Below are 23,017 nucleotides of genomic sequence, written 5' to 3' on the forward strand. Positions count from 1 at the left end.
ATATACACCAAAACGCGCCCAGGTTGAGGTCCAACCACCCAAGAGCACAATCTACCGTCTGCTGACACCCCCAATGGAAGGGGCAGTGGTGAAGAGCATACAAAGCGCCCTCAAAGCCGCGGGTTTCCATCCCGGCAAACTAGACGGAGTGTTCGGACTGAAAACCCACGCCGCCGTTGTCGCGTTTCAGCTCAGCAAAGGACTTATTGCAGATGGTGAAGTGGGCCCCCTCACAGCGAAGGAGTTGCGGGTAGTGCTGGTGTGACGTACCGGGCGGCTACTCCGGTTTAGGCATTGCCGCCATTAGCGGGTGATTAAGCGTCTCGTGTTTCACGTATTGACACGTGATGCAGGCGCATTGCGCCTAATCAGCCGCCGGCGATACGAAGCCGTTCTCCCCTCGCGAATCTACCGTGCAGCCGCTACGCTATGCGGTAGAACGCAAACCGGATGACCCCAAAACCACGCCCAGAAATATTTTCCGGGGAGCAGGGAGGTTGTAGGGAAAGAATGCGGGGAGCAGTATTTTTGTGGTGAGATACTCTCGTTCCATCCATTGAAGAGGACAAGGTGGACCAGGTAACAGAGATGTGAGTACGAATTCGACTTACCCCGCAAGAGAGATGTGGGTCTAAGGCTAGTGCGCAAAGGGAGACCTAGCTTTGAATTGAGCAACAAACCAAATACATGCGTGACTCTGATTTGGATCGGTGCACACAATTAATGCAAGAGGTGGTTTGATGAAATGGACATTTACGTGCCCAGTGTGCGGTTCCGCTGAAACCGTGGATTGGGAATCTGTAGGAAAGGCGGTTAGATGTACCAGAATGATGGACAAACTCGCGTTTGTGCCATCGCCCTTCAGCAATCCAAGCGCGTACGTTGACACGCACAACTGGCCAGCAGACATGGAGGCTGCCGTTATCAAAACGAAGGGCAATACGTGTGTTGTTTCAGGGTGCGGAGTACGCTACGAGACTTTGGATCATATTGTACCTTGGTCAAAAGGTGGCCGGACGTCAGTGGAAAATCTCCAACCGATGTGCAATGCGCATAATAGTTCAAAGGGGGATACGGATTATCCGGTCTGGCTAGCAGCGGAGCAGATAAGAAGGCTTCTGGGCTGAGAGGCCTTTTCATTGTACGACTCCCAACCGTATCCAATGGAGAACAGAATTATGTCGAAGTTCCTACTAGCAATAATAGCAACGTTTTCGGTTTGTGGATTCCCCGCCACCTCACAGCCATTCTGGGAACCGACAACGGGGCCTTACGGCGGTAGTGTTCGCAGCCTGACAAAAAGTACCGGTGGCGTTCTTTTTTGCGGCACCCTCCAAGGTGTTTACAGTAGCACAAATAGTGGTGCCTCCTGGGAACGGCGTGGTACGATGAATGCATCGATACTCAAACTCTGCCCTGGTCGCGCAGGGCAAATTCTCGCGCTCTCTCAGATTCCTATCGCATATCGGTATGACCCAACCCTCGACGACTGGATCTCACTGGAGAATCCCTACTTTAGGCCCGCATCAATCTGCGTGAAGGATGACGGCACACTTATCGCTGGTGCTCTAACCACAAGTTCGAACGCACCATGCCTATACAGGTCAACCGATAATGGTGCAACTTGGGCTGGCATTGACGCGACAAAAAACCTGGGTAAGGAAACAGTCGCGGACATCGAAACACACGGCGACAGCCTTATCATATTCATCCAGTCGCAGCGTGTTTACGTTTCGCGTGACGATGGCAGAACTTGGGCATCATCACACCACTCCGGTCTACAGTTCCGTGCCATCCACAAAATCGATAGTTCCAATTTTTTGTTTACAACTCCTACAGGTGTATTTCGGACCAACGACAGTTTGGCAGTCCTCTACGAGACGGATTTGTCCAATGTTGCCGCGAGTGATCTCGATTCAGAGGGTAACACGGTCGTTCTCACAAGCTACAACGGATTTTACTATTCCCTCGATAAGGGCAGATCATGGGCGTTCAGGCCGCAGTCACTGAGGGATTTTCAATCTGTCGCGATTTCCCATTCAATCATATTCGCAGGGTTCAATGATTCTGGATTGGTGCGCAGTACTGATATTGGTGCAACCTGGCAGGCCTCGAACTCTGGGATCGCCAACACATCCGTGAGTGTGTTAGCTTGTGCACCAGATCGTACATTGTATTCCGTGCATGGGCCCAGCCTTGTCGCGATGTCACAAGATATGGGTGCGAGTTGGCAGCTTATCACAGTACCTATCGAAGTGCGATATCCAAAACTCCGTCAGGTACATGTTTCTACCACGGGGAACATATTTGCCGTGGGTCCATCAAATATTTTTAAATCTGTTAACAATGCCTCCAGTTGGTCTGAGTTGCTCATTCCTTATAAAAATGTTCAGTGGATTAGCACTACTGCTGCGGGGCGTGTCGCTTATGTTACTGGTTCGAAAGGTGCGGTACTATCGACTGATGATGGTTCCACTTGGATCTATCGCTCTACAATCCCCGATCGGGAGGCGACAATTAGAATCGTCTTGGATTCACTTCTATTCGTGACCTTGTCAAATGAATCGTCATATCGGTCCACCGATTGGGGTATCACATGGCAGTATGCTGGTATTAACATTGATCCCAACTGCCTCGCAGCAGTCAGTAGCGGTGCGATAATGGCGGCACATAACCAGCTCGTGTCACTCTCCACGGATCGGGGCGCAACATGGGTGAATGTGACAGCGGGCTTGCCACCGAATGCAACTATTCAGGCACTTGAATCTGATGGTACAAAGACGTTTGTAGTTGCAACGGAAAAGGGCGTATGCGTTTTTGATCTGGGTAGATTTCTCTGGACGAAACTCCAAAATACAGGTTTGCCTGTAGCTAATATTCGGCAGGTTACAATTCATCCGAACGGTAGGTTGTTTATTGCGATGACCGGGAACGGTGTGTGGCGCTCTAGCGGCCCGGTACTTTCAGTCGCCGATCAGGCAACCAACCACGTCGATCCTCGGGATGTGGCCATATACCCGAATCCTGTCACCCCGGTGAGTAGAATCAAATTCGAACTAGAGCATTCTGGTACGGTGACGATCAGAATTGTTGATGTCCTTGGTAGAGTCGTGATTCAACGAGTCCTTGTCGAAATGTCGGCGGGTAGCCACACACTCCCCATAGAGGCTCCCCCGTCCGGCCAGTACTTCCTCCAACTCATTACATCCAAGGGAACAAGGACGTTCAATTTTGTGAGCCGTTGAAGCAAGTGATTATTCGGGTATTCAGGCACGAAGTCATTTTATAAGAAATCCGTATTCCCCGAAAATTGGCATTCGTGGTTCAATAACAATTTCAAAGGAGGTAGCAATGCCAGCCAACGAACTATGGGTTGTACAAACTCTCACAGGATGGGCAGTCAAAAGACCTAACTCTGAACGAGCGTCCTCTGTACATCGGACCCAGCAGGAAGCTATCGACACTGCCCGTGCACAGATTCGCCGAGAAGGTGGCGGTGAACTCATCATTAAAGGTGTGGATGGTAAGATCCGCAGCCGTGATACAGTACCACCTGCGCGGGACTCATTCCCACCGCGTGGATGAAGAATACTGAATTGTATTTGCGCTCCAAGCCCCTCTATAACTTACCACATGGTTTACAGGCAATAATAATCATGATTGCAAATACTTAATATCACTGCTAAGCTGGTCTCCTGCAAATCAACGCATAATGAGAGGTGTCTCAAATGAGTAGTACAACGCGAATCCTAGGTTTTTTTTCGCTTCAGTTGGTGAAAAAATCTGATCCAGAGCTGTGCGAAGCACCAAAGTCACTTATTCCATCGCTGCAGTACATTCTTACTGTTAGCCTCGTTGATCGTCATCAAGATATTAGTACGGATAGGTGGTACCGCCTCGATAGAGCCAAGGAGAGTTCTGCAGGTGTGTGGAAAGGCGTATTTGTAAGCGGGAAACACTCTCATCGGCCGCCTCTTGTTAATCGTAAGACTGGTTCTGAGAGGCCAAATCCGAAAACGCTAGACGAAAGCGAGAAGGAGTTAACACATTTCGCACTTGCCTTCTTCAATGATGAAATAGGGCTTTTGCTTGAGGAACGACGCTCGGGCGTTAGCGTTGATGATATTACTTATTATCTAAATTGGGCAGTAGGCGTATACTACGGGGTGAATCAGATCAATTGCGACTGGAAGATCGTGAGCATGAGCGTGCCAAGTCAAGGCTTCATTAACGAGATTAATAAGATGAAGCGCGTATCCTCGGCCACTCTTTTCGTATCGAAGGATTTGCTTTCGTCGCAGTTCCTGAGATTCTCTAAACGGACCGAATCAGTTGCAGAGGAACTGGAGCTAAAAGTTCCATCAAAATTGCGTAAGGATATTAAACAGCTCGCAGTTGACATGGCTCGCGCACATAAAAAGAAGTTAGTAGCAAGATTGCGAGTGTCAGGAACATCGCGCGCAGGGAGCACTATCATTTTGGATACTGGTAAACTACGACAGAAAGACTATATTAAGACAGAAGTGGACGAGACTACAGGTATCGTTAAGTCTGAACCCTTACTAAATACAATGGAAAAAATAGTGCTGGAGAGATGGTGAAAACATGGCAAAGCAACTGATTTACTCAGAATTCAAATTCCTGATCCTTGATTATTGGAGAAACCTGAGGCCAAATGAGGCGATATACGAAATTCTCATCCCTCTTGGGCTGGGCTTCGCAGGATATCTTACTGTAACCAGGTATATGGAACTGACCTCTATTCTTAGCTTAATAGGTCATATTCTAACCTTGCTCTCTATTCTAGTAGGTTTCACAGTGGCCTGCGTTACCATTCTCGCATCGACAGATGGTGCAAATATTGAGCTCTTAAAGAAAGAGCCAACCGATCGGAAAATCGGCAATCGAAAAATGACGTTGTATCAGCATCTCGTAATGCTGTTTTCATTTTGTTTACTTGAAGAAATAGCGTTACTCATTTTAAGTGTAAGCTATTACGCGCTTTACTCATCGTGTTCTCTCAATCGCGGTGCTGGGATTGGTAGTGCTGTAATTATTGCGATTCTACTGCATATTCTTTTTCTGAATGGTCGTAACATCACGAATTTCTACTTCGTGCTTGTTCGAGACTAAGTCGTGTGCTAATCCAGCATTAATTTCAATAGCGCAGAATATTGGCCCGCCGGGTATCCTAAAGTGTGTCTCGCTTAAGTGTCTACTCTCGCGCATAATGTTCCGGTTATTAATAGGACCCAGCACACCCTAAAATAAGGTGCCGTCCTAGCCCTTCAGTTTGTCGAAGGATAGTATGCAAGTGGTGCGAGCGAGAGGGCCACCGAGATGGCGCTCTGCGTCAGGCTCTAGCGCTATTCGTGATTGTGTCTAAGATCCACGATCAACCATCGTTTCCTCGTTTACGAGTGTAGCTGTCCCGCTCGTTGTTAGCAGTAACATCGAGCCTGCTTGTACGTCAATGTCGTGGCCGTTCGATATGGCCGTATTGGCGCCCAATTCGAGCGATTACACTTGTGCTTCGCGAGCGCAGTCATCTGTCTTCCCTCCAATGGTTTCTCGGTGCCAGTCGCGCTCTCGACGCATGCATCAGCGTTTTCGCTTCCGGAATCTTTGCGCATAGCCAGACCCAATACTGACTGCGATGTTAAAATGCAGGCATATTTATGTATGCACCGCCCGAGGGTATCCGATGAGATGACCAAGAAGAGGCTGATATTAGTTATGTCAGCGCAAGAATTGACCTTCTTACATTTGTTTTCCTCACAAAGGAGGTTGCCAATATCATACTATCCCGGATAATATAAAAAACCGCTATACCACATCCTTGAATCTGCTTACGAGCATGGATGACTCACGGTCATCCCTGGGTCCAAATTATGGTTCAAACAAAGGTACTAAACGGTCATAAGCCATAAATCCACAGGTCTCCTCAACGTGCAACTTTATTTGTATTTGATATTTGCATCATTTATTGCCATCCAATATTGTGGGTATTTAGGTACAAGTAATTCGAACGATGATGTACTGACTTCAACGCCGTTTATCTTCACGCTCAGCTGGTAGAAGCCAGAACTGCAGCCTGATATTTTAATAACCGTGTGTACATAGCCATTTGGATTTAATATTGCGCTCGGCTTGGTAATTACAATAGCAGGCTCATTTAAATGGGTATTTAACACATCAACAGTTACAGTGCAGCGATATATATCTACCCCCTTAGGTTGGTCTGTGCGCTCCATTTGTGGTAGAAATGGTTCAATTGCACTGCAGTATGGCGGTGCTGAATTCATTTGCCACTCTCGAGAATAATTGCATCGCAACAAAGAATTCATTTTCCTGTAATATATCAGTCCTTTAACGGCGGGCAGTGTGGTAATTGAATTGTGAATATCTCCCCGAAGCGACCTGTATTTAGTATTAATCTGCAATCGGTCACTCGCTGCTATTTGAGTAATTTGCGATAATCTCTCAATTGAGCGTATTAATTCATATCCCCTAGTACCTGCACTATTGAGGTAGTCCCGTTCAGAGTTGATGTACCTTAGGCAGCCCAACAGTTGTTGACCGTCGGTCATTAGCGTGTCAAAAGTGTCGTCTGGTTCAAAGAGGTCTATTCTATGTGCATTCCCCAGTATTTCTGGGATTGTATCTGTGATTATCACTCGACCGCTTGCGGAAATGGTAGACACAACATCTAACGACGGCCCTACGCCGGAGTCGGCAACCAGCACGAGATTCGGCTCTCTGAATGAAACGACTAATCTGGCTTTTGTGTCAAGTTTATTGTATTCAAAGGGTTTATCTTTAATCTTTGTTACTGTAATAGTAATACTAGTAAGAAGAATGCTACGACCGTCCGCAGCGTTTTGACCGGAGTATATCAGTTCGGCTAAATCAAGTTTATCGGGATCTAACCGCGTACTTATTGTGCTGTTCTTCCCAAAGTAGTATCTGGAAAATTCACGATAATACCAAGCAGTAAAGTTAGTGTCCAGTAATCTTACGTCATTTGTATTGTATTGGTAATGAGCACTGGCTGGTGATATAATATCTATTTTGCTATTTGCGATATCGCTGTCGTAGATCAATATGTGCGCTAATATGTAGGTGCAATAAGCCATCGCTGCTAGTAATAGAGGAATAACCACGCGCAGAGCGCCGATCTTATATTTTATTCGGTTGTTTAGCGCTTCGGCTGTGTATGCGATGCATCGCAATTCATCGTCTGTATTACTGTACCACTGTGCATTGCTTGTTGATCCGTCAGAAATAAGGGTGACGGCAATTTGCGAAAATATGTGTGATATATTGTGATGAAGAGCTCTTATCTTGCCGTGTCGCAGTAATTTGTATATTTGAAAATAACACGCGTCTATTTCTTTCACATAAGAAGTAATCTGTTCGGCCAAAACATGGCCTGATTCAGTTGTGCTAATGATGTTGACCTTATGCGGAGCGAACGCCGCGAACTCTTCGAGCACTTTCCGTGTTTTGGAGGCGACTAATTGTAAATAGTTGTCAATAGCCTTGTTCTCCGAAACAAGTTCTCCGAGTCGTGAAATAGGATTTAGATCTGTCACAACTTCCTCCATTGTTTTGTTTCACGGTGCATGGTGCTCGGTGCGTTGTTTAGCACAAAAACTAACTTAAGCGATATTACCCCTGCGTTTCGAGGAGTTGGTGCGAATGGGTCTCGGAAATCTGAGCGGGCGGCCTAAATATGTATCGAAAAAAGATGCGAAACCGTGGTCACGGAAATAATATGCGGATATATAAACCGCGAGTATCTACAATGACGGCTGATACACTTGTAGTTAAGAAAGTAGTGCAGTCCGTGCTGGCTTCTGGTGTTGACCTGCTTCAATCCTGTGAGCGATGCAATGTCCGTAGAATCACCGGTTCTGTGAATTGAGGTATGATGTACAAGCGGTATGCGAATCCTTCAACACGGGAATATCCTCGCACCATCTCGGCAACACAATACGTGGCAACACGTATTTTCGACCCCGTGTAATGCCTCTGTAGAAAAGGCAGGATTTAAGCTCTGTAGAAATGTCAGTGGAATCCTCCACGTTGGGCCTTCTCACGACGAAGGCCCGCAGCATGACAGACGCCCTGCCTATGACCAGCAAGGAACGACACAAAGCGCATATTCTGAGTTTGGGTACAACCGGGCAGATGTCGATCGCGGACGCGAGTGTCGAACTCGCGATCAGCAGACGGGACTGCTTTCGCCAGAAGGCCGCATTTCTGGAATGAGGTGCCGCTATGCTCGTCCACGGCCTCCGTGGCAATCCCTCTCGACCGTCACAGTGCCTACTGGACGAAGAATGGTGTGACACAATTTGCCCGTGCCGCCCACGTCCTCGGTATCCGCATCATTTACGCCCGTTCACCGCAGGCAAAAGGACGCGTCGAGCGCGCCAACCGCACGCAGCAGGATCGCCTTGTCCGGATGCTGCGCCTGGCGGGAATCTCCTCGATTGACGAGGCCAGCGCGTTTCTCGACGCGGGATACATCGACGAGCACAACCGGCGTTTCGCCAGCACGGAGGAACTCACCGATGTTCATCGCGATGCCACGCCCTACGATCTCGACAACATCATCGGCCATGAAGAGGAACGCCATGTCTATAACGGCATGACCATTCGTGTCCGGTCTTGTTTCTATCAGCTCTTGCCCGCAAACGATCTTCTCCCGGTGCCCCGACAGCGCGTTGTCGTACGCCACTGGCTCGATGGTTCCATGCACGTGTTCTGGCGCGAGAAGGAACTCGCCGTCGCGCCCTGTGCCGAACGACTTGCCAGCGCGGCCAGTTTCACACGCCAGTGTTATTATCTAACAAGCATACTTATCCGTCGTTGCACCGGCTTGCCATTAGCCCACGCATGCCCTTGTAACGTACAGCGTAATAGATACATTTGAACAAATCTGTGAAAGTCGGGCAGCGTTCCGGGCTATACGCTCACTATTCCGTTACTAAATGAAAGGTGATCGTTTACAGTCGGAATCACTGCCCGAGATTCAGCAGAATCAAAGAGGTCAGGAACAATCTATTTGAACAGAATACTTTCCTCAACAGGTGTATGGATGTGTACTACCTGCGGCTGCTCGCGGGACTATTGAGCATAAAGCGGGTAGGTCATAAACTTATTTAGAGAGGACGATTTTTAATGTCTCTAGGTACGCTACGCTGCCATCAAGAGGTTCAAGAACTACCCGAGCAAAGTATAGCCCGCTTCCCAGCTTTGAACCGTCGAACCGCACAGTATAACTGCCGTTGTTCTGGATTCCGCTTGTCAAATCAGATACTACCTTTCCGAGGACGTCATACACTCGCACGCTGACGGTTGCTTCGCCAGCCAGCGAATATCGGATAACCGATATTGTATTAAATGAAGACTGGTAATTGTTGGAAATGCTGCATTCGTACCGTTTTACAGGTGTACCCGCTTCGGGCCTCGGTGTTAGCTTCGGTGGGATATAGCATGTACCGTATTCGGTCACTGTAAGGTCGCCTGACGCCGCGGGCATGGGATCAAGCCAGCTATCTGTAATGCGCACTTGCAGTGAAAAATCGCTCGAACCTCCACCTGGATTCTGCGCGTAACAAGTGATTGAGTATGTAGGACCTGAGCCCACATAATTACCGTCCCGGTACCATAAATATGTGTAGGCCGGGGTTCCGTAGCTAGCGTTTGCCGTCCACGTGTACTCATTGGGCGGGGAGCCCTTTTCTGGGTGGCATACACTGTTGGGCCCGGTAATGCTGACTTCTGGGTGAAACATGCCGGCGTGTGTTTTCAGATGAGCAGATAGCGCGCCAAGGGTGCCTGGGACGTAATAGAAGATAAATCGCCAATCCTGACCCATAAGGCTGGTGTACTTTCTAGCGGTGTCTATAAAGGCGCCTGTCTGAGAGACGACGGCGCCTGAAGACAGCGTGGTCTCATAGCATAAAAATGGAACAATATTTTTCATGGAATAGTGCGTTTTAACCCAATCAAGAAATTCCCCTAACTCGGCTTCCGTTGCAGCATAGTCGTACGGCATGATGATATCAACATTATCATGCCAATCTGGCTCGGCTTCCATCCATGGCCTTGAATATTCTGCGGTTGCAAGGGCTCGCCATGGGTCAGCATGCACCTTTGCTGCTAAGATGTCCATCTGATCTTTCGTGATTCCCATCCCAGACAATCCATCGTCCACATATATCCAGTCAGCATGCTGATACTGCTTCGCATATGCAATCTCAGCGTCTACAAGGTCCCAGCGATTATTGACGATGTGGTCTCGTGTGAGACTGCCGATACTGGGATACCAGTGATCATTTTGCATTGCTGTATACTCATCTTCTCTGGTTGCGTCACATCCTGCGAAGTAGCCTTTCCAACCCAATCCGGCAGGGCCATACGTTGAAAATTGACTTGTATCGCCTTGGAAGGAGTGCATTATCCCGAAACTGATATCCTGTGCCAATGACTTTGTCGGCATCCCAATGAACACTAACGCTGCCATTAGGAATATGTACCTGATTGCAGTGTATCCCAATAGTCCCGACCGGTTTGCATTATAATGTGCCATATGGCCCTCGAATGATTATTGTGCTTTGTTGTTTCCATACCTGTTCTTGCGCAGCTATGGAAGCGGCATATTTAATGTCTGCACACTGCGTTTCGCTCCAGAGCCGGAGCAGGCGGCATTGTGCCGGTTATTGACTTGGTGTTTCGCCGGCAGTACATAACGGAATCACTGCGGCGTCGGTGGGAGAATGAAAGGACATGCCTTTGCAACGCATTTTCTCGTCGGTATAGCGGACATGGCGGCACCTTGGTAAGTGAGTGAGCGATGGGTTAAACCCGCAAGACGGGTGGTTAATCTGCAAATACGTTTGAGGGCAATATCAAAAGGACTGCGGCCAGGCATACTTGTTTGAACGTTGACTATTCCTTATAGCCATCTTTGCAGACAGGCCGCGGAAGAGCTTTTCCCTATTCCCCACGTGGCCAGAGAAATCCATGGCCATTTCATACCCGGAAATTCGTGGTGAATATGTTCGCTACGTGAAAATCACAATCAATTTACAAGTGTTTCTCGCGGAATTCATAGGAATATTTTCGGATAAACAAGTCACGTAATGCAATAATTGCAAACCGCAAGCATTCTTGACCGCGCTGTCAGATAGTAGTCCGCGCTATTGTTCTACGATAACGGGGCAAGGGCAGCACGTCTGGTAGACTTTGCGTTTTGGCATTCACCGCTGTTCGAAAGCGTTCCTCTGAGCCCATTCTTTCATTCCGGAAATCCTGTTTCGCGCGCCGCGGCGCAGTCGTTTTTGCGCGGCGGTACGAGAAAAAAACTGCACGCGCCGAAAACTTTTTTTCGGCGTTTATGCTAAGTGCCTGTTTTTTATGGGTAAAAAATTTCAAAAAACCGGGAACATTTTTTCGTTTGCGGAGTGTAAGTCTTATGCCTTGGCAAAAACCGCAAACCGACCTTCGACACACGTACCGAAACCTGGAAATGTCTGCACACCACATACCACTTTTTCCAACGGAGGGCCTTATGACATCGCGCCAAACTGCCGAAACTGCGCTGTATCGCATGCTTTTGGACTTTTTTGCAATTAACTACGCCGAGTTCAACGCCTCGCCCCGTTTTGCTTCGTGGTTCGCCTCGTTCGAACAGAATGTCGCAGAGCTGGAACGTTATGTCTCCGTACAGATGTGGACTCCGCAGGAGAGTTCTTCCACGCGTCTGGAAGCGGAGGAGCAGATGTACGAGGTGGCATTCGGGATTCGGCGCGTCCTCACAATGTTTGCCGAGCGGTTGGGTCTGGACGCCCAGAGCGCAGGACAGTACCACTCGACGCCAAAGGCAAAGGGGTCGCTTGGAGTCGAGTTATTCCTTGTCACCGCATACATCCTGCAGGAGCTGCAACCGATTCTTCATTTTCTTTCCTATTGCTCCGACCGCGAAGCAGCAGAACAGGGGATCCAGGCGGCAATTCAGGATCTGACGAGCGGCGCCAACGAAGGTGATCCAGCACTGTCCGAGCGGGAGCGACTCCGTGCACATATCCGCGCTGTGCTTGCTGAAAGCAAGGAGCTGCTTCACGACACAGTGTTACACGACCCGCACGTTTTTGCGCGGCTCGACGCCACGCTTCGTGTAAGTGAGGTCGCCTAAGAGCTTTGTTTCTCTTTCCTCCCGCGGCACAGTCGCTACGTGCCGCAGGTCCGCCCCGGGAGAACCGGGCCAATGTGATAGAACCCCTCGAGGGGCCACATACATCCCAATCACATTTTTTTAATCGGAGGTCTTTATGAATAAGCGCCAGAACAACCAGTTGCGAATGTTCCACACTGTGCGGGACTTCGTCAACACACACGCCGAGATGCTGAAGGGTACGCCCATGTTTCAGCCGTTGGTTGATCGTTTCGACGAACTTCTCGCAGCAATCAAGGAAGCCGTCGACTATCAGGAACACGGTGTCGTAGGAAAAATGGATGCCCAACGGGCGGCGCAGGAAAGTCTTATCAACACGTTACTGATCGTCAGCGGTGTCCTTCATGCGTACGCGCGTTCTGTGAAGGACAGCGAGTTGATGGCCAAGTCGCGGCAGCAGCGTGGACCACTCTCACGTATGCGGCTTGCCAACCTCCTGCGCACGGCGGAACATATCCTTGAAGCAGCTCTTGCTGTGAGGGAAAAGCTCGGGCCGTATTGGCTGGATGGCGTCGACATATTGTCGGACTTACAATCAAAGCTCGGAACCACAAACGCTGCGGTGGTGTCCCGATATCAGAGCCTCACGAATCGCGTGGCCATGCGCCAAAATCTGAAGAAATTGTTCTATGAAACGGATACGTTTCTTACGGAAGAGTTCGACAACTTCCTGGAGCAGTATCTCCAGAGGAACAGCGACGCCTACGAAAGCTACGTGAGCGCGAGACAGACTCGGTGGTACGGCATGAAACGCTGGCGGAAACCCAATCCGGTTGAAGAAGCACCTGTTGTGCCCGAACCTGCCGGAACTGCAGCCAGCTTTTCAACGCACGCCACTTCGATACCATTGCCAGGGCCATCCTTGGCGATGCGCGACGGCAACGGTGCGCATCCGAGCGCGACCAATCTTGTTCACCAGCAAGCGGAGGTACCAGCGGTTTGATTTGCCTCTCTACATCAGCAAGAGCAGATCCAACACCCCCCAGGGCACGGGGGGTGTTTTTTTTCATGCAATTCGAGGAAGATTCTTTTGCGGTATCCGGGAATCCGCTTTAACCCAACGCACGGAAGCGTACTCGCAATCGTGGAAATGGTATAACTAGGTTGCCGTCACAGATATGCGGTCTGACAAACGAGAGATCAATCCCACTAAAACGCCGATTGCAGCGAGCAAACCTACTTCTCACCAAAACAAAGGGCAGTTACACCGCTGCAACACAAAGGCCGGCATTTGGAAAATGACGCCGTTGGCCGACCACCGATTTAACTCTCAGAACGAACAGACGACCCACTCAGTCAAACCAAACACCCCAAACGGCTGCTGGGGTGTTTCACGCCACAACACGGTGATCAAAGCAAACAAACGTCTCACCCATCCTCAGCGTACACTTCTCACAGTGTTCAAAAAGCACTCTGCAGCCATAAAAAAGTACATTGCAGCCGACAAAACGGACTCTGTTGGCTTGGTACATATATTTCCAACTCTGGAGTTACATGTTTAAAACGTATAACCGACAATCTCAACGGCTGCCACATTACTCCGGGATCCGGTTACAGCTGTCTCAACTTTTGCGTGTGGCCTCCTACATTTTGTAACAGCAATCACCACGGTTGTACGACCACTCTGCCGGTCTGTCACGGCTTTATCACGCTACGTGCATGAAGTCTTCGGTTTCGTCACTACGAATCTCCATCCAGGTGAGAGCTGTCTGCACGTTCGTCACCGTACTTGCATCCGTTGAAAGCAACGTTAGCATTCAGTGCATGATGTTCTCAATACCGTGAAAGGTAGTTCTAATACCAGCAACAATCTTCAAAACCTTGGTCACCGCACACTAAATCCGTGTCACCATACTCTGTTTTTGGACGATTCGTTGAAAACAGCCCAAATACGGCATTTCACAGGGTTCAGGCAGTACGGCAACCCGGCGTGAATCCCGAACTCAAACGAATGGCATTTTCCTCCATTGAATCTTTCAATTCGAAAGGTTGAAGACTTTAGGGCGCATTTTTCGCGCTCCCGGCAATCCTTTAGTGTCGGACCATTATTCGCATAGTAAGTTCCCGCATTACCCATGCCCACAATCGCCTCCGCCACTGTCCCAGCCAGCTATGGTAGAGTTGCCACATGTCACTGAACTGATGATAAGAGAAACCGAGGCGCAAATCGCGCTGCTGAAGCAGTCGGTGAGGTGTATGAAGGACATTCTGGCCCTCAGGAAAAAGTATGGCAGGTGAGCCGTGCCGCGCGGGCCATGGAAAAACAGTCGCCTGGTTGTATCGTCCTTGAATTCTGCTATCTTGGTTTGTGATGTTTCAGAGGCGCACCATATGGCATGACACAACGGCATCAGCAACGCTAGGCGCGTTGATGTTGGTGTTGATTATCGGCAACGGGCTTCATTTCCATACACACAGTGGCGAGTGGGATCATGCAGGCGGGACTTCGGGTATGCTTGTGCATATGCATACGTCGGCCGCACAATTCTCCGCACACCACGTCCTGCATCTAACGCGGGGCAGCCGCATCATTGGCATCCGGTTGCGACTATCACGCTGCTCGCCGCGTCCCGCTCTGATCGCGGCGAAAGGTGTGATTTCGTCTCGGGTACTGCCGCCCTGCCTCCGGCGCTGTCGTCTGAACCACCGGGCCGTCGACCGGAGTTGTTTCACCATCCCGCGGCCCCGGATCAACATCCTGCCGATTATTGTGCGTCCACTCCCGGCCGCGCTCCTCCTATCGCCTGAGCGACTCACGCATCATGCCTTGTGACGTAACTGCGCCTGCGGTTGCGTTTCCCATCATGATCATGCCGGTGTGAGACCGGTTCGAATGGAGGTTGTCTCGTGGCCAGATATGCTCGGGCGATTCCCGTAATCGCAGTATTCCTTTTTATTTCCTGCTCCACACAGAATGGTAAGGAAACACCGGATGATCACGGCGGCCGCGCGGTGACAGTATGGACGCAGCGTACGGAGCTTTTTGCCGAATTCCCCGCACTGCTGGCGGGCGTTGAAGCGGACGTTGCCTTGCATCTGACGCTCCTCGCAACAGCGGAGCCGGTTGTCAGCGGGCGCGTGCTCGTGCGCGCGGTCTCCGCAACCGGGTCAATCGTTGAACGCTCTATCGCATCAGCTTCTTCGCCGGGGATTTATCGGCCAGCACTGTTGTTCAAAGAAGCAGGTGTCTACCGCCTGACAGTGATTGTCGAAGCGGCGGGCAGTGACACGCTGCGTGTGGACAGTCTCCGTGTCTTTCGTGATATGGCGGAACGTGCCGCACATACACCCGGCCACGAGGCGCCACGCGGCATCGCGTATCTCAAGGAGCAGCAGTGGAAAACCGACTTCCGGACGGAGGTCGTCCGGCCGGGTGTGTTGGTCGGGACGCTTCAATCGATAGGTGAAATAGTACCGCGCAGCGGTGGCGAAGTGTTTGTATCGGCGCCATTCAGCGGGTACACCCCTGCGCAGGCCGGCGCTGCACTGCCCGCTCCGGGGAGTCGTGTGCGCAAGGGACAAACCTTGCTCCGCCTGTTCCCGTCGGCTGAAACACAGGGCGGCAGCGACGACTTTGGTTCGCGGCTTGCCGCCGCTCAATCGGCACGCGACCTGGCGGCGCGTGAGGTTGAACGCGCGAAACGCCTGTTTGGCACCGGCGTTATTTCGGAGAGCGAATTTCAGACGAAGGAGACCGAATTCCAGCGCGCGGCAGCCGCGTACGAGTCGTTGCGGCGCGTGCTGCATTCCGATGAGCCGGGAGGATATGACGCCGGTGCGCGCGGTTTTTCCATCAAGGCCCCGATCGACGGCTACATCGCACGCGTTTCCATCCTGCCCGGTCAACCCGTCCAGACGGGCGATCCGTTATTCCACATCATCGACCAGCAAACGGTGTGGCTGCGTACGTATGTGCCCATGTCGGACTACGCGGCATTCTCGGAGCCGGTCCTCGTCGCGTTGCATGTGGCCGGGGCGCCGAATCCCGTGTTTTTTGAAGGCCGCTCACCGCGGCGTGTTTCGGTGGGAAAAATCCTCGATCAGCGCACGAGGAGCATACCGGTCGTTTTCGAGTTGCCGAATCATAACAATGTGTTCACCATTGGTGCGACGGCGAGTCTGCAGCTTGCCAATTCCGCGCGCCGCGTCGGACTTTCACTCCCCGCAGCGGCCGTGCTCGAAGATCAGGGTCAGTATTTTGTGTACGTACAGACAGGCGGGGAGTCCTTCGAGCGACGCTCCGTCACAACGGGCATTCCACAGGGAGACAGAGTGGAAATCGTCGCGGGCGTGGCGGAAGGTGATCGTGTGGTGACCAGGGGCGCATCCCTTGTGAGGTTGGCGTCATCAGCATCGTCCGTGCCCGCGCACGGGCATGCGCATTGACGTGGTGCCGCCATGCTCGACAATATCATACACGCGGCGCTTCGTAATCGCCTAATCGTCCTTCTGGCCGGGTTCGCCCTCCTTCTCGCCGGCGCGTACACCGTCGTGCAGATTCCCGTTGATGTCTTTCCGGATCTGACGGCGCCGACGGTAGTAATCCTCACCGAAGCGCATGGCATGGCTTCGGAAGAAGTGGAGATGCTTGTGACATACCCGGTGGAGACCGCGGTGAACGGCGCTACCGGCGTGCGCAGAGTGCGGTCGTCATCAGCAACGGGTATCTCCATCGTGTGGGTGGAATTTGATTGGGGGACCGACATTTTTCTCGCACGGCAAATTGTGAGTGAAAAAGTGCAACTCGTCGCGGGCCAGCTCCCGAAAGGTCTTGCCGCACCAGTTCTTGCGCCGGTGTCGTCCATCATGGGTGAAATCATGCTTGTGAGCGTCTCCAGCGACAGGCACTCCGAGCTGGACGTGCGCGGCGTTGCAGATTGGACGATACGCACGCGGCTGCTTGCCGTGCCGGGTGTGTCTCAGGTCGTCCCCATCGGCGGCGGCAGAAAACAGTATCAGGTTGAAGTGAATCCCGACGCGCTGCTCCTCTATGGCGTGACGCTCGAACAGGTGACAGCCGCTGTGTCCGCCTCGAATGCCACGTCTTCAGGTGGCGTGTTTATGGAGAAGGGGCAGGAATACCTCATTCGTGGACTCGGGCGTGTGTATAATGTTGCCGACATTGAAGCGGCGGTTGTCGCGACGCATGACGGTGTGCCCGTGCGTGTCGGCGACGTCGCCCGGGTCGTGATCGCGGCGGCGCCAAAAATCGGCGACGCCTCCGTCAACGGGAAGGACGCCGTCGTCATTTCGATTCAGAAACAGCCCGGGGCCAACACTCTGGAACTGACGGAACGTATTGAACACGTCTTGGAGGAGACGCAGCGATCACTGCCGCCCGGCATGGAGATCAACACACATATTTTCCGTCAGGCCGATTTTATCAGCACCTCGATAGGGAATGTTGTTGGAGCATTGCGAGACGGGGCCGTGCTGGTTATCGTGATCCTTCTCATCTTTCTCGGCAATTTCCGGACGTCGTTCATATCTCTGGCGGCGATGCCCCTCTCGCTGATCTTCGCGTTGTTCGTCCTTACCTGGTTCGATTTTTCCATCAACACGATGACGCTGGGCGGTATGGCGATCGCGATAGGCGCCATAGTCGACGACGCAATCATCGATGTGGAAAATGTGTTCCGCCGTTTGAAAGAGAACGCGGGCTTGAATGACGGCGATAGGCGGCCCGCTGTGGTGGTAATCTTTGAGGCGTCAAGGGAAATTCGCTCCTCGATCGTCAATGCCACACTCATCATTATTGTGGTGTTTCTTCCCGTCTTTTTTCTTGGGGGCGTCGAGGGCCGCATGCTGCGACCGCTCGGAATCGCGTATATCGCCTCTATTGCCTCGTCGCTGCTGGTCGCACTGACCATAACACCGGTGTTATGCTCCTATCTGCTGCCCAAACTGCCATTTTTACAGAAACATGCCGAAACCCGGTTTATCCGTATCCTGAAACGAGTCTACGGCGCGACTCTCGATGCTGTGATAGCGGCCCCGGGCAGGGTCCTCCTCGGGGCGGGTCTGGTGTTCGTGTTGTCGCTCGCGCTTCTGCCTTTTCTCGGCCGCTCATTCCTTCCGGAGTTCAACGAGGGATCGCTCACACTCAGTGTGATCACGGTGCCGGGTACCTCGCTCGAGGAGTCGAATACTCTTGGCCGTATGGTGGAGTCGATATTGCTCGCGCATCCCTGTATCACGTCAACAGCGCGCAGAACCGGTCGCGCGGAACTTGATGAACATGCGCAAGGCGTCAATTCCGCCGAGATCGACGCCCGCTTCACACTCGATGGCCGCAGCAGGGAACAGATGCTGGGCGAACTGCGGCATGCTTTGAGCATTGTGCCGGGGGCGAACATCACCATTGGCCAGCCACTCGGCCACCGTATCGACCACATGTTGAGCGGGACACGCGCGAACATTGCCGTCAAGATTTTTGGAGATGATCTCGAGCGTCTGAAGGCGCTTGGGCATGAGGTGCGCGGTCTGATGGGCGGTGTCCCGGGTGTGGTGGACCTGGCATTGGAAGAACAACTGTCCGTGCCGCAGATTCGTGTGAAACCCGACCGGGCGCGTCTCGCCAGACACGGCATGTCCGTGGCTGCATTTCTCGAGACAATCGACATCGCGTTCAGCGGTGAGGTGGTTTCGCAGATCGTGGAGGGGCAGCAATCCTTTGATCTGCTTGTGTGGTACAACGAAAATCACAGAGGGAGTCTGGCGAACATCCGCCGCGCCATGATCGATGTTCCCTCAGGTGGTATGGTACCCATCACCGAACTCGCCGAGGTCGTCTCCGAAAAGGGCATCAATGCCGTGAGCCGCGAGAATGTGCGGAGAAAAATGGTTGTGCAGGCGAATGTCGCCGATCGGGATCTCTCGAGTGTCATCACGGATATCCAGGCCAGAGTTGCCGCGTCTTTGTCCCTGCCCGAGGGATACACGATCGAGTACGGCGGTCAATTCGAAAGTGAGCAGCAGGCGTCCAAAGTCATCATGTTGCTGAGCATAGTGGCCGTCCTTCTGATCGTGGTGATTCTGTATCTCGAATTCCGTTCGTTACAAAAGACCGTGTTGATAATGGTGAACCTGCCTCTCGCTCTCATCGGAGGTATCGCCGCGGTTGCCCTCACGGGCGGGATCATAAGCATCGCATCCCTCATCGGCTTCATAACGTTATTCGGTATTGCGACGCGAAATGGTATTCTTATGGTGTCTCATTACGGCCACCTCGCCGATGAGGGCCTTTCTCTTGCGGCGGCTGTGCGCCAGGGCTCGCTGGAACGGTTGAATCCGGTGATGATGACAGCGCTTTCCGCGGGTCTGGCACTCGTCCCGCTGGCTTTGTCGGCCGGCGAGCCTGGCAGTGAAATTCAAGCGCCGCTGGCGGTTGTCATCCTCGGCGGCCTGTTGACATCCACCGCCCTGAACATGATTGTGATACCCGCCTTGTATGTGCGTTTCATGCCGGACACTTCCTCGAAATGACGGCGCAGGGTTGAGTGGACTGTCTGTCATGTGCTGTTGCTCGCCGCCGTGCGTGACGCTGGTATGTGGTGGTGCGGGAGCCGCGCAGTTTGCGGCTTCACGCACCGTGGCGGGGCCGGATAATTGCACTTGATCGTGCGGTCTCCGTGGCGTAATGTTACACTCATGATTCGCGCGCGAAAAATCGGTATTACGCTTGTGGCATCAGTGCTGATTGCCTCGACGGCGGGGGTGCCGATGAGTGTGCACACGTGTTCGGTGATGGGGAGAATGGCGCCGTTCCACACATGTGAACAAAAACACGCGCCGAAACACGCGAACGCCATCCGGCATCAGACCGGCCATGGTTGCGCCGTGCCGGAGGACCACCATACACCCGCTGTGGAAAGCGGGGATGTGCATGGCGCTGTCGCGCGCTGTTCGGAGTCCGCGGGAGACGGCGCAGCCACTGCGCACTGTTGCGCTCCCACACACTCATCGGAACATCGTGGTGACAGGCCGGTACAGAGAAGTCTCGATGCGGTCCCGTGTTGCTCGCAGGCCGACGCGGCTGTCGGCGTCTCGGATGCGTTCGTGATCGCGGGACATGAATACTCCATTGCCCTGGCGGCGATATGCTGCGTCCAGTCCGCGCGTGAGCTTGTTCCCCAGTGGGGTCCGGTGCGTGTGGAGAAGGATGCGTCTCCCCCCGGGATTCCGCCGCCATATATTCTTCATTCGGCACTGTTGATCTGATCGGCTGACGGCGGATGTCCGACCGTATCCCGCGTGTGTCATGCACTGATGCGCGCGGGCGGTGATGGGACCTCCGTAGCGTGTACCGACGCGGTGTCATGTCGCCGGTGTAGCCGCCGTGTGTGACAGCGTGTTGTATAGACTGCCGAACATCCAACACATCACGCACGCGTGACCGGAAACAGCCGGCACGGTGCGGCCAGACAGGAGAGTATCATGCGCATGTACATTCTGGCGCTCGCCTGCGTTCTCACGTGTATTGCTGCAACGGAGATGCCGGCGCAATGTTCCATGAAGGGCGGGCACAAACACGGTTCGGGCCCGTCGGGTCGCTCGCACAGTGCGGTTGCAGACCCATCCGATCAGGTTGTCGCGACCATGCAGCCCGATAATATTCAGTCCGCCTCGATCGTCGTCAAGGGCGGATATTCACCGTCGACAATCATCGTTCGCAAGGGCGTTCCGGTGCAACTCCATTTCGATCTGCGCGAAAAAAGCTGCACCGGCACAGTCGTCTTTCCGGAACTCGACATTACACGGGAATTAACCCCGTTCGCAATCACCACGATCGAATTTACACCCGCAGCCACCGGCAGTTTTACTTTCGCGTGTCCGATGAACATGATTCAAGGGACGCTGATTGTGAAGTCGGCTGATACTGCTGCGCCTCTGAATTGATGGATCCGCGTCCGGCGGAAGTGTCTCCATCACGTCAATCATTCACTCTTCATCCATCCGCTTGCGGATGATACACTCGCACACATAGGAGGTCCCCATGCAGTATCATCAGAAGGCCGTTATCGTGCCGATGTTTTTGTTCGTTCTTGTTTTTGCCGTCGGCTGCAAGGATGCGTCCAATCCGTCTGCTTCCAAAATGGCCGATCCCATCACCGCGGGATTCATGACCGTGTTTCCCTCAGACAACGCCGTCGACGTTCCCGCCGACGTTCCGATCACCATGATATTCACCACGGCGGTCGACCGCGACGCCGTGGAACGGAATTTTCATCTTGTCAGCGAACGTATGATGCCCGACAGCATGTGCGGGATGAGGGGCGACATGCCGCACGGCTCCATGAACGGCGGGATGATGGACACGTTGATGCAAGGGCACACAATGGCGAAGGGTGCCATGACCGGCACATTCCGCTGGTCGGCGAATGGCACCCGCTGCGATTTTATTCCCGATTCGCTGATGACCTCCGAGACGGCGTATTACATACACATGGATGCCGATATGGTCGCGATGATGCGGGAGAAGATGGGCGACGTGGGCATGCATCAGGGTGGAGGCATGATGAACCACGGTTCAATGAACGGAGGGATGATGCTCCGTTTCCGCACCGGCCGGGGCACGAGCCAGGGGTCCGGCGGCCACGAAGCACATCATCCATAACACCGTGCGGCGCCGCGGATACACCACGGGAAAGAGGAGGTATTTCTCCTCTTTCCCGTGTGTGCGGGTGTGGGTGCACGCGGGTACCGCGCTTGTAGGCGTCATGGGCATCCCTGCACGGAGCACCGTCCGCGGCGGGATCATCATCACGATGCTGAGACCGATGTGTGGAAAATATCGACCCCGTTTGCAATTCGGACGTGAATGAGGTATAATTGTGGCATGACCCACCGCATCGTCGCAAAACCTGAATATCGTCGTACGCGACGTCTCTCCCGACGTACCGCCGTGACCGGTGCGCCCGTGTGATATTTTTCGCTGCGACGAAATGTGACACGACGAGGCCTGCCGGATACGACTCCGGCAGGCCTCGCCGCTTTGTACACTGCGCCCCGCGCGCGATGCCCGTTTCCCTCCACACCCCTTAGCGACGGACCATACTATTGATACAGACCCTGCTTCGTATGATGAACCCGGCCGCCGCGCCCGCGCGGCGAACCCGTTTCCATGTGACGGTGGCCGACGAGCGCCACGAGTCGTACGCGGCCGAAATCTGCGCCGAGATGGCCTCGTCGGCGCAGGTGCGCGGCACCGGCATCGCGAAACGGTCGCCCGAGTATATCGTCACGAAGATGCGCGAGGGCAAGGCCGTCATCGCCTTTTCGGCGCAGAACGAGTGGGCGGGTTTTTGTTATATCGAGAGCTGGGGCCACGGCGCCTTTGTGGCGAACTCGGGTTTGATCGTGGCGCCGCGTTTCAGGCACAGCGGACTGGCCCGCGCCATCAAGCGGCGTGTGTTCCACCTGTCCCGCGCCCGTTTCCCCAAGGCCAAATTGTTCGGGCTTACCACCAGTCTCGCCGTCATGAAAATCAATTCCGAACTGGGCTATGTGCCGGTCACCTATTCCGAACTCACCGACGACAGCGAGTTCTGGGCGGGCTGCACGAGTTGTGTGAATCACCCGATACTCGAGAGCAAGGGGCACAGGAACTGCCTGTGTACGGCCATGTTGTTTGATCCGTCCACCGCCTCACGCCGTTCGGCCGGGCTGCTGCGCGACGTGGCGCGGGCAACACATCTGTACGCGCGCTACCGCGCGTGGCGCGACGCGGGGTCGCGTCATACACGCCGCGGCGGCGGGGAGGGGCGCTGA

16 protein-coding genes are annotated in these 23,017 nt (G+C 53.0%); 14 read left to right on the top strand and 2 right to left on the bottom strand.

Going from position 1 to position 23,017, the window contains the following annotated elements; genetic code table 11:
- Positions 1–73: 73 nt before the first annotated feature.
- The 6 genes from HY962_01615 to HY962_01640 all read left to right on the top strand — a co-directional run bounded on the left by HY962_01615 (position 74) and on the right by HY962_01640 (position 5,133).
- Positions 74–265 carry a peptidoglycan-binding protein gene (locus HY962_01615; GenBank protein ID MBI5645602.1) on the top strand — a complete coding sequence of 64 codons (192 nt, stop codon included), beginning with the start codon at positions 74–76 and terminating at the stop codon, positions 263–265.
- 562 nt (positions 266–827) lie between these two features.
- Entirely contained in the window at positions 828–1,127 is a 300-nt protein-coding gene (locus HY962_01620) for an HNH endonuclease (GenBank protein MBI5645603.1), read from the top strand.
- Positions 1,128–1,178: 51 nt separating this feature from the next.
- Positions 1,179–3,245: a T9SS type A sorting domain-containing protein gene (locus HY962_01625; protein MBI5645604.1), complete on the top strand. Its 2,067-nt coding sequence runs from the start codon at positions 1,179–1,181 to the stop codon at positions 3,243–3,245.
- A gap of 106 nt (positions 3,246–3,351) precedes the next feature.
- A complete protein-coding gene (locus HY962_01630) occupies positions 3,352–3,585 on the top strand; it encodes a DUF2188 domain-containing protein (protein MBI5645605.1) in 234 nt (77 codons plus the stop codon).
- 188 nt (positions 3,586–3,773) lie between these two features.
- A complete protein-coding gene (locus tag HY962_01635; GenBank protein MBI5645606.1) occupies positions 3,774–4,601 on the top strand; it encodes a hypothetical protein in 828 nt (275 codons plus the stop codon).
- A 4-nt stretch (positions 4,602–4,605) separates the two neighbouring features.
- Positions 4,606–5,133, top strand: a complete 528-nt coding sequence (locus HY962_01640) for a hypothetical protein (GenBank protein MBI5645607.1) — start codon at positions 4,606–4,608, stop codon at positions 5,131–5,133.
- Positions 5,134–5,957: 824 nt separating this feature from the next.
- Here the strand turns inward: HY962_01640 and HY962_01645 are convergent.
- Entirely contained in the window at positions 5,958–7,595 is a 1,638-nt protein-coding gene (locus tag HY962_01645) for a hypothetical protein (protein ID MBI5645608.1), read from the bottom strand.
- A 755-nt stretch (positions 7,596–8,350) separates the two neighbouring features.
- On the opposite strand from HY962_01645, the gene HY962_01650 reads away from it, so the two are divergent.
- Positions 8,351–8,941, top strand: coding sequence for a hypothetical protein (locus HY962_01650; protein MBI5645609.1), 591 nt, complete (start codon positions 8,351–8,353; stop codon positions 8,939–8,941).
- A 225-nt stretch (positions 8,942–9,166) separates the two neighbouring features.
- On the opposite strand, the gene HY962_01655 is transcribed toward HY962_01650, so the two are convergent.
- Positions 9,167–10,603 carry a T9SS type A sorting domain-containing protein gene (locus tag HY962_01655; GenBank protein MBI5645610.1) on the bottom strand — a complete coding sequence of 479 codons (1,437 nt, stop codon included), beginning with the start codon at positions 10,601–10,603 and terminating at the stop codon, positions 9,167–9,169.
- A 981-nt stretch (positions 10,604–11,584) separates the two neighbouring features.
- Between HY962_01655 and HY962_01660 the strand changes: the two genes are divergently transcribed.
- The 7 genes from HY962_01660 (at position 11,585) to HY962_01690 (ending at position 23,017) form a co-directional block, all read left to right on the top strand.
- Positions 11,585–12,208, top strand: a complete 624-nt coding sequence (locus HY962_01660; GenBank protein ID MBI5645611.1) for a hypothetical protein — start codon at positions 11,585–11,587, stop codon at positions 12,206–12,208.
- Positions 12,209–12,344: 136 nt separating this feature from the next.
- Positions 12,345–13,190: a hypothetical protein gene (locus HY962_01665; protein MBI5645612.1), complete on the top strand. Its 846-nt coding sequence runs from the start codon at positions 12,345–12,347 to the stop codon at positions 13,188–13,190.
- 1,904 nt (positions 13,191–15,094) lie between these two features.
- Complete coding sequence (locus tag HY962_01670) at positions 15,095–16,633, top strand: efflux RND transporter periplasmic adaptor subunit (GenBank protein ID MBI5645613.1); 1,539 nt, start codon at positions 15,095–15,097, stop codon at positions 16,631–16,633.
- Between the two features lie 12 nt (positions 16,634–16,645).
- Positions 16,646–19,732, top strand: coding sequence for an efflux RND transporter permease subunit (locus tag HY962_01675; GenBank protein MBI5645614.1), 3,087 nt, complete (start codon positions 16,646–16,648; stop codon positions 19,730–19,732).
- A 951-nt stretch (positions 19,733–20,683) separates the two neighbouring features.
- Positions 20,684–21,145, top strand: coding sequence for a cupredoxin domain-containing protein (locus HY962_01680; protein MBI5645615.1), 462 nt, complete (start codon positions 20,684–20,686; stop codon positions 21,143–21,145).
- A 97-nt stretch (positions 21,146–21,242) separates the two neighbouring features.
- On the top strand, positions 21,243–21,863 hold the full coding sequence (locus HY962_01685) for a hypothetical protein (GenBank protein ID MBI5645616.1): 621 nt from the start codon (positions 21,243–21,245) through the stop codon (positions 21,861–21,863).
- Between the two features lie 443 nt (positions 21,864–22,306).
- The gene (locus tag HY962_01690; GenBank protein MBI5645617.1) at positions 22,307–23,017 is read left to right on the top strand and encodes a GNAT family N-acetyltransferase; all 711 of its coding nucleotides are present in this window, start codon (positions 22,307–22,309) and stop codon (positions 23,015–23,017) included.

The sequence above is a fragment of the Ignavibacteriota bacterium genome (assembly GCA_016218045.1).
Taxonomy (GTDB): domain Bacteria; phylum Bacteroidota; class Ignavibacteria; order SZUA-365; family SZUA-365; genus JACRFB01.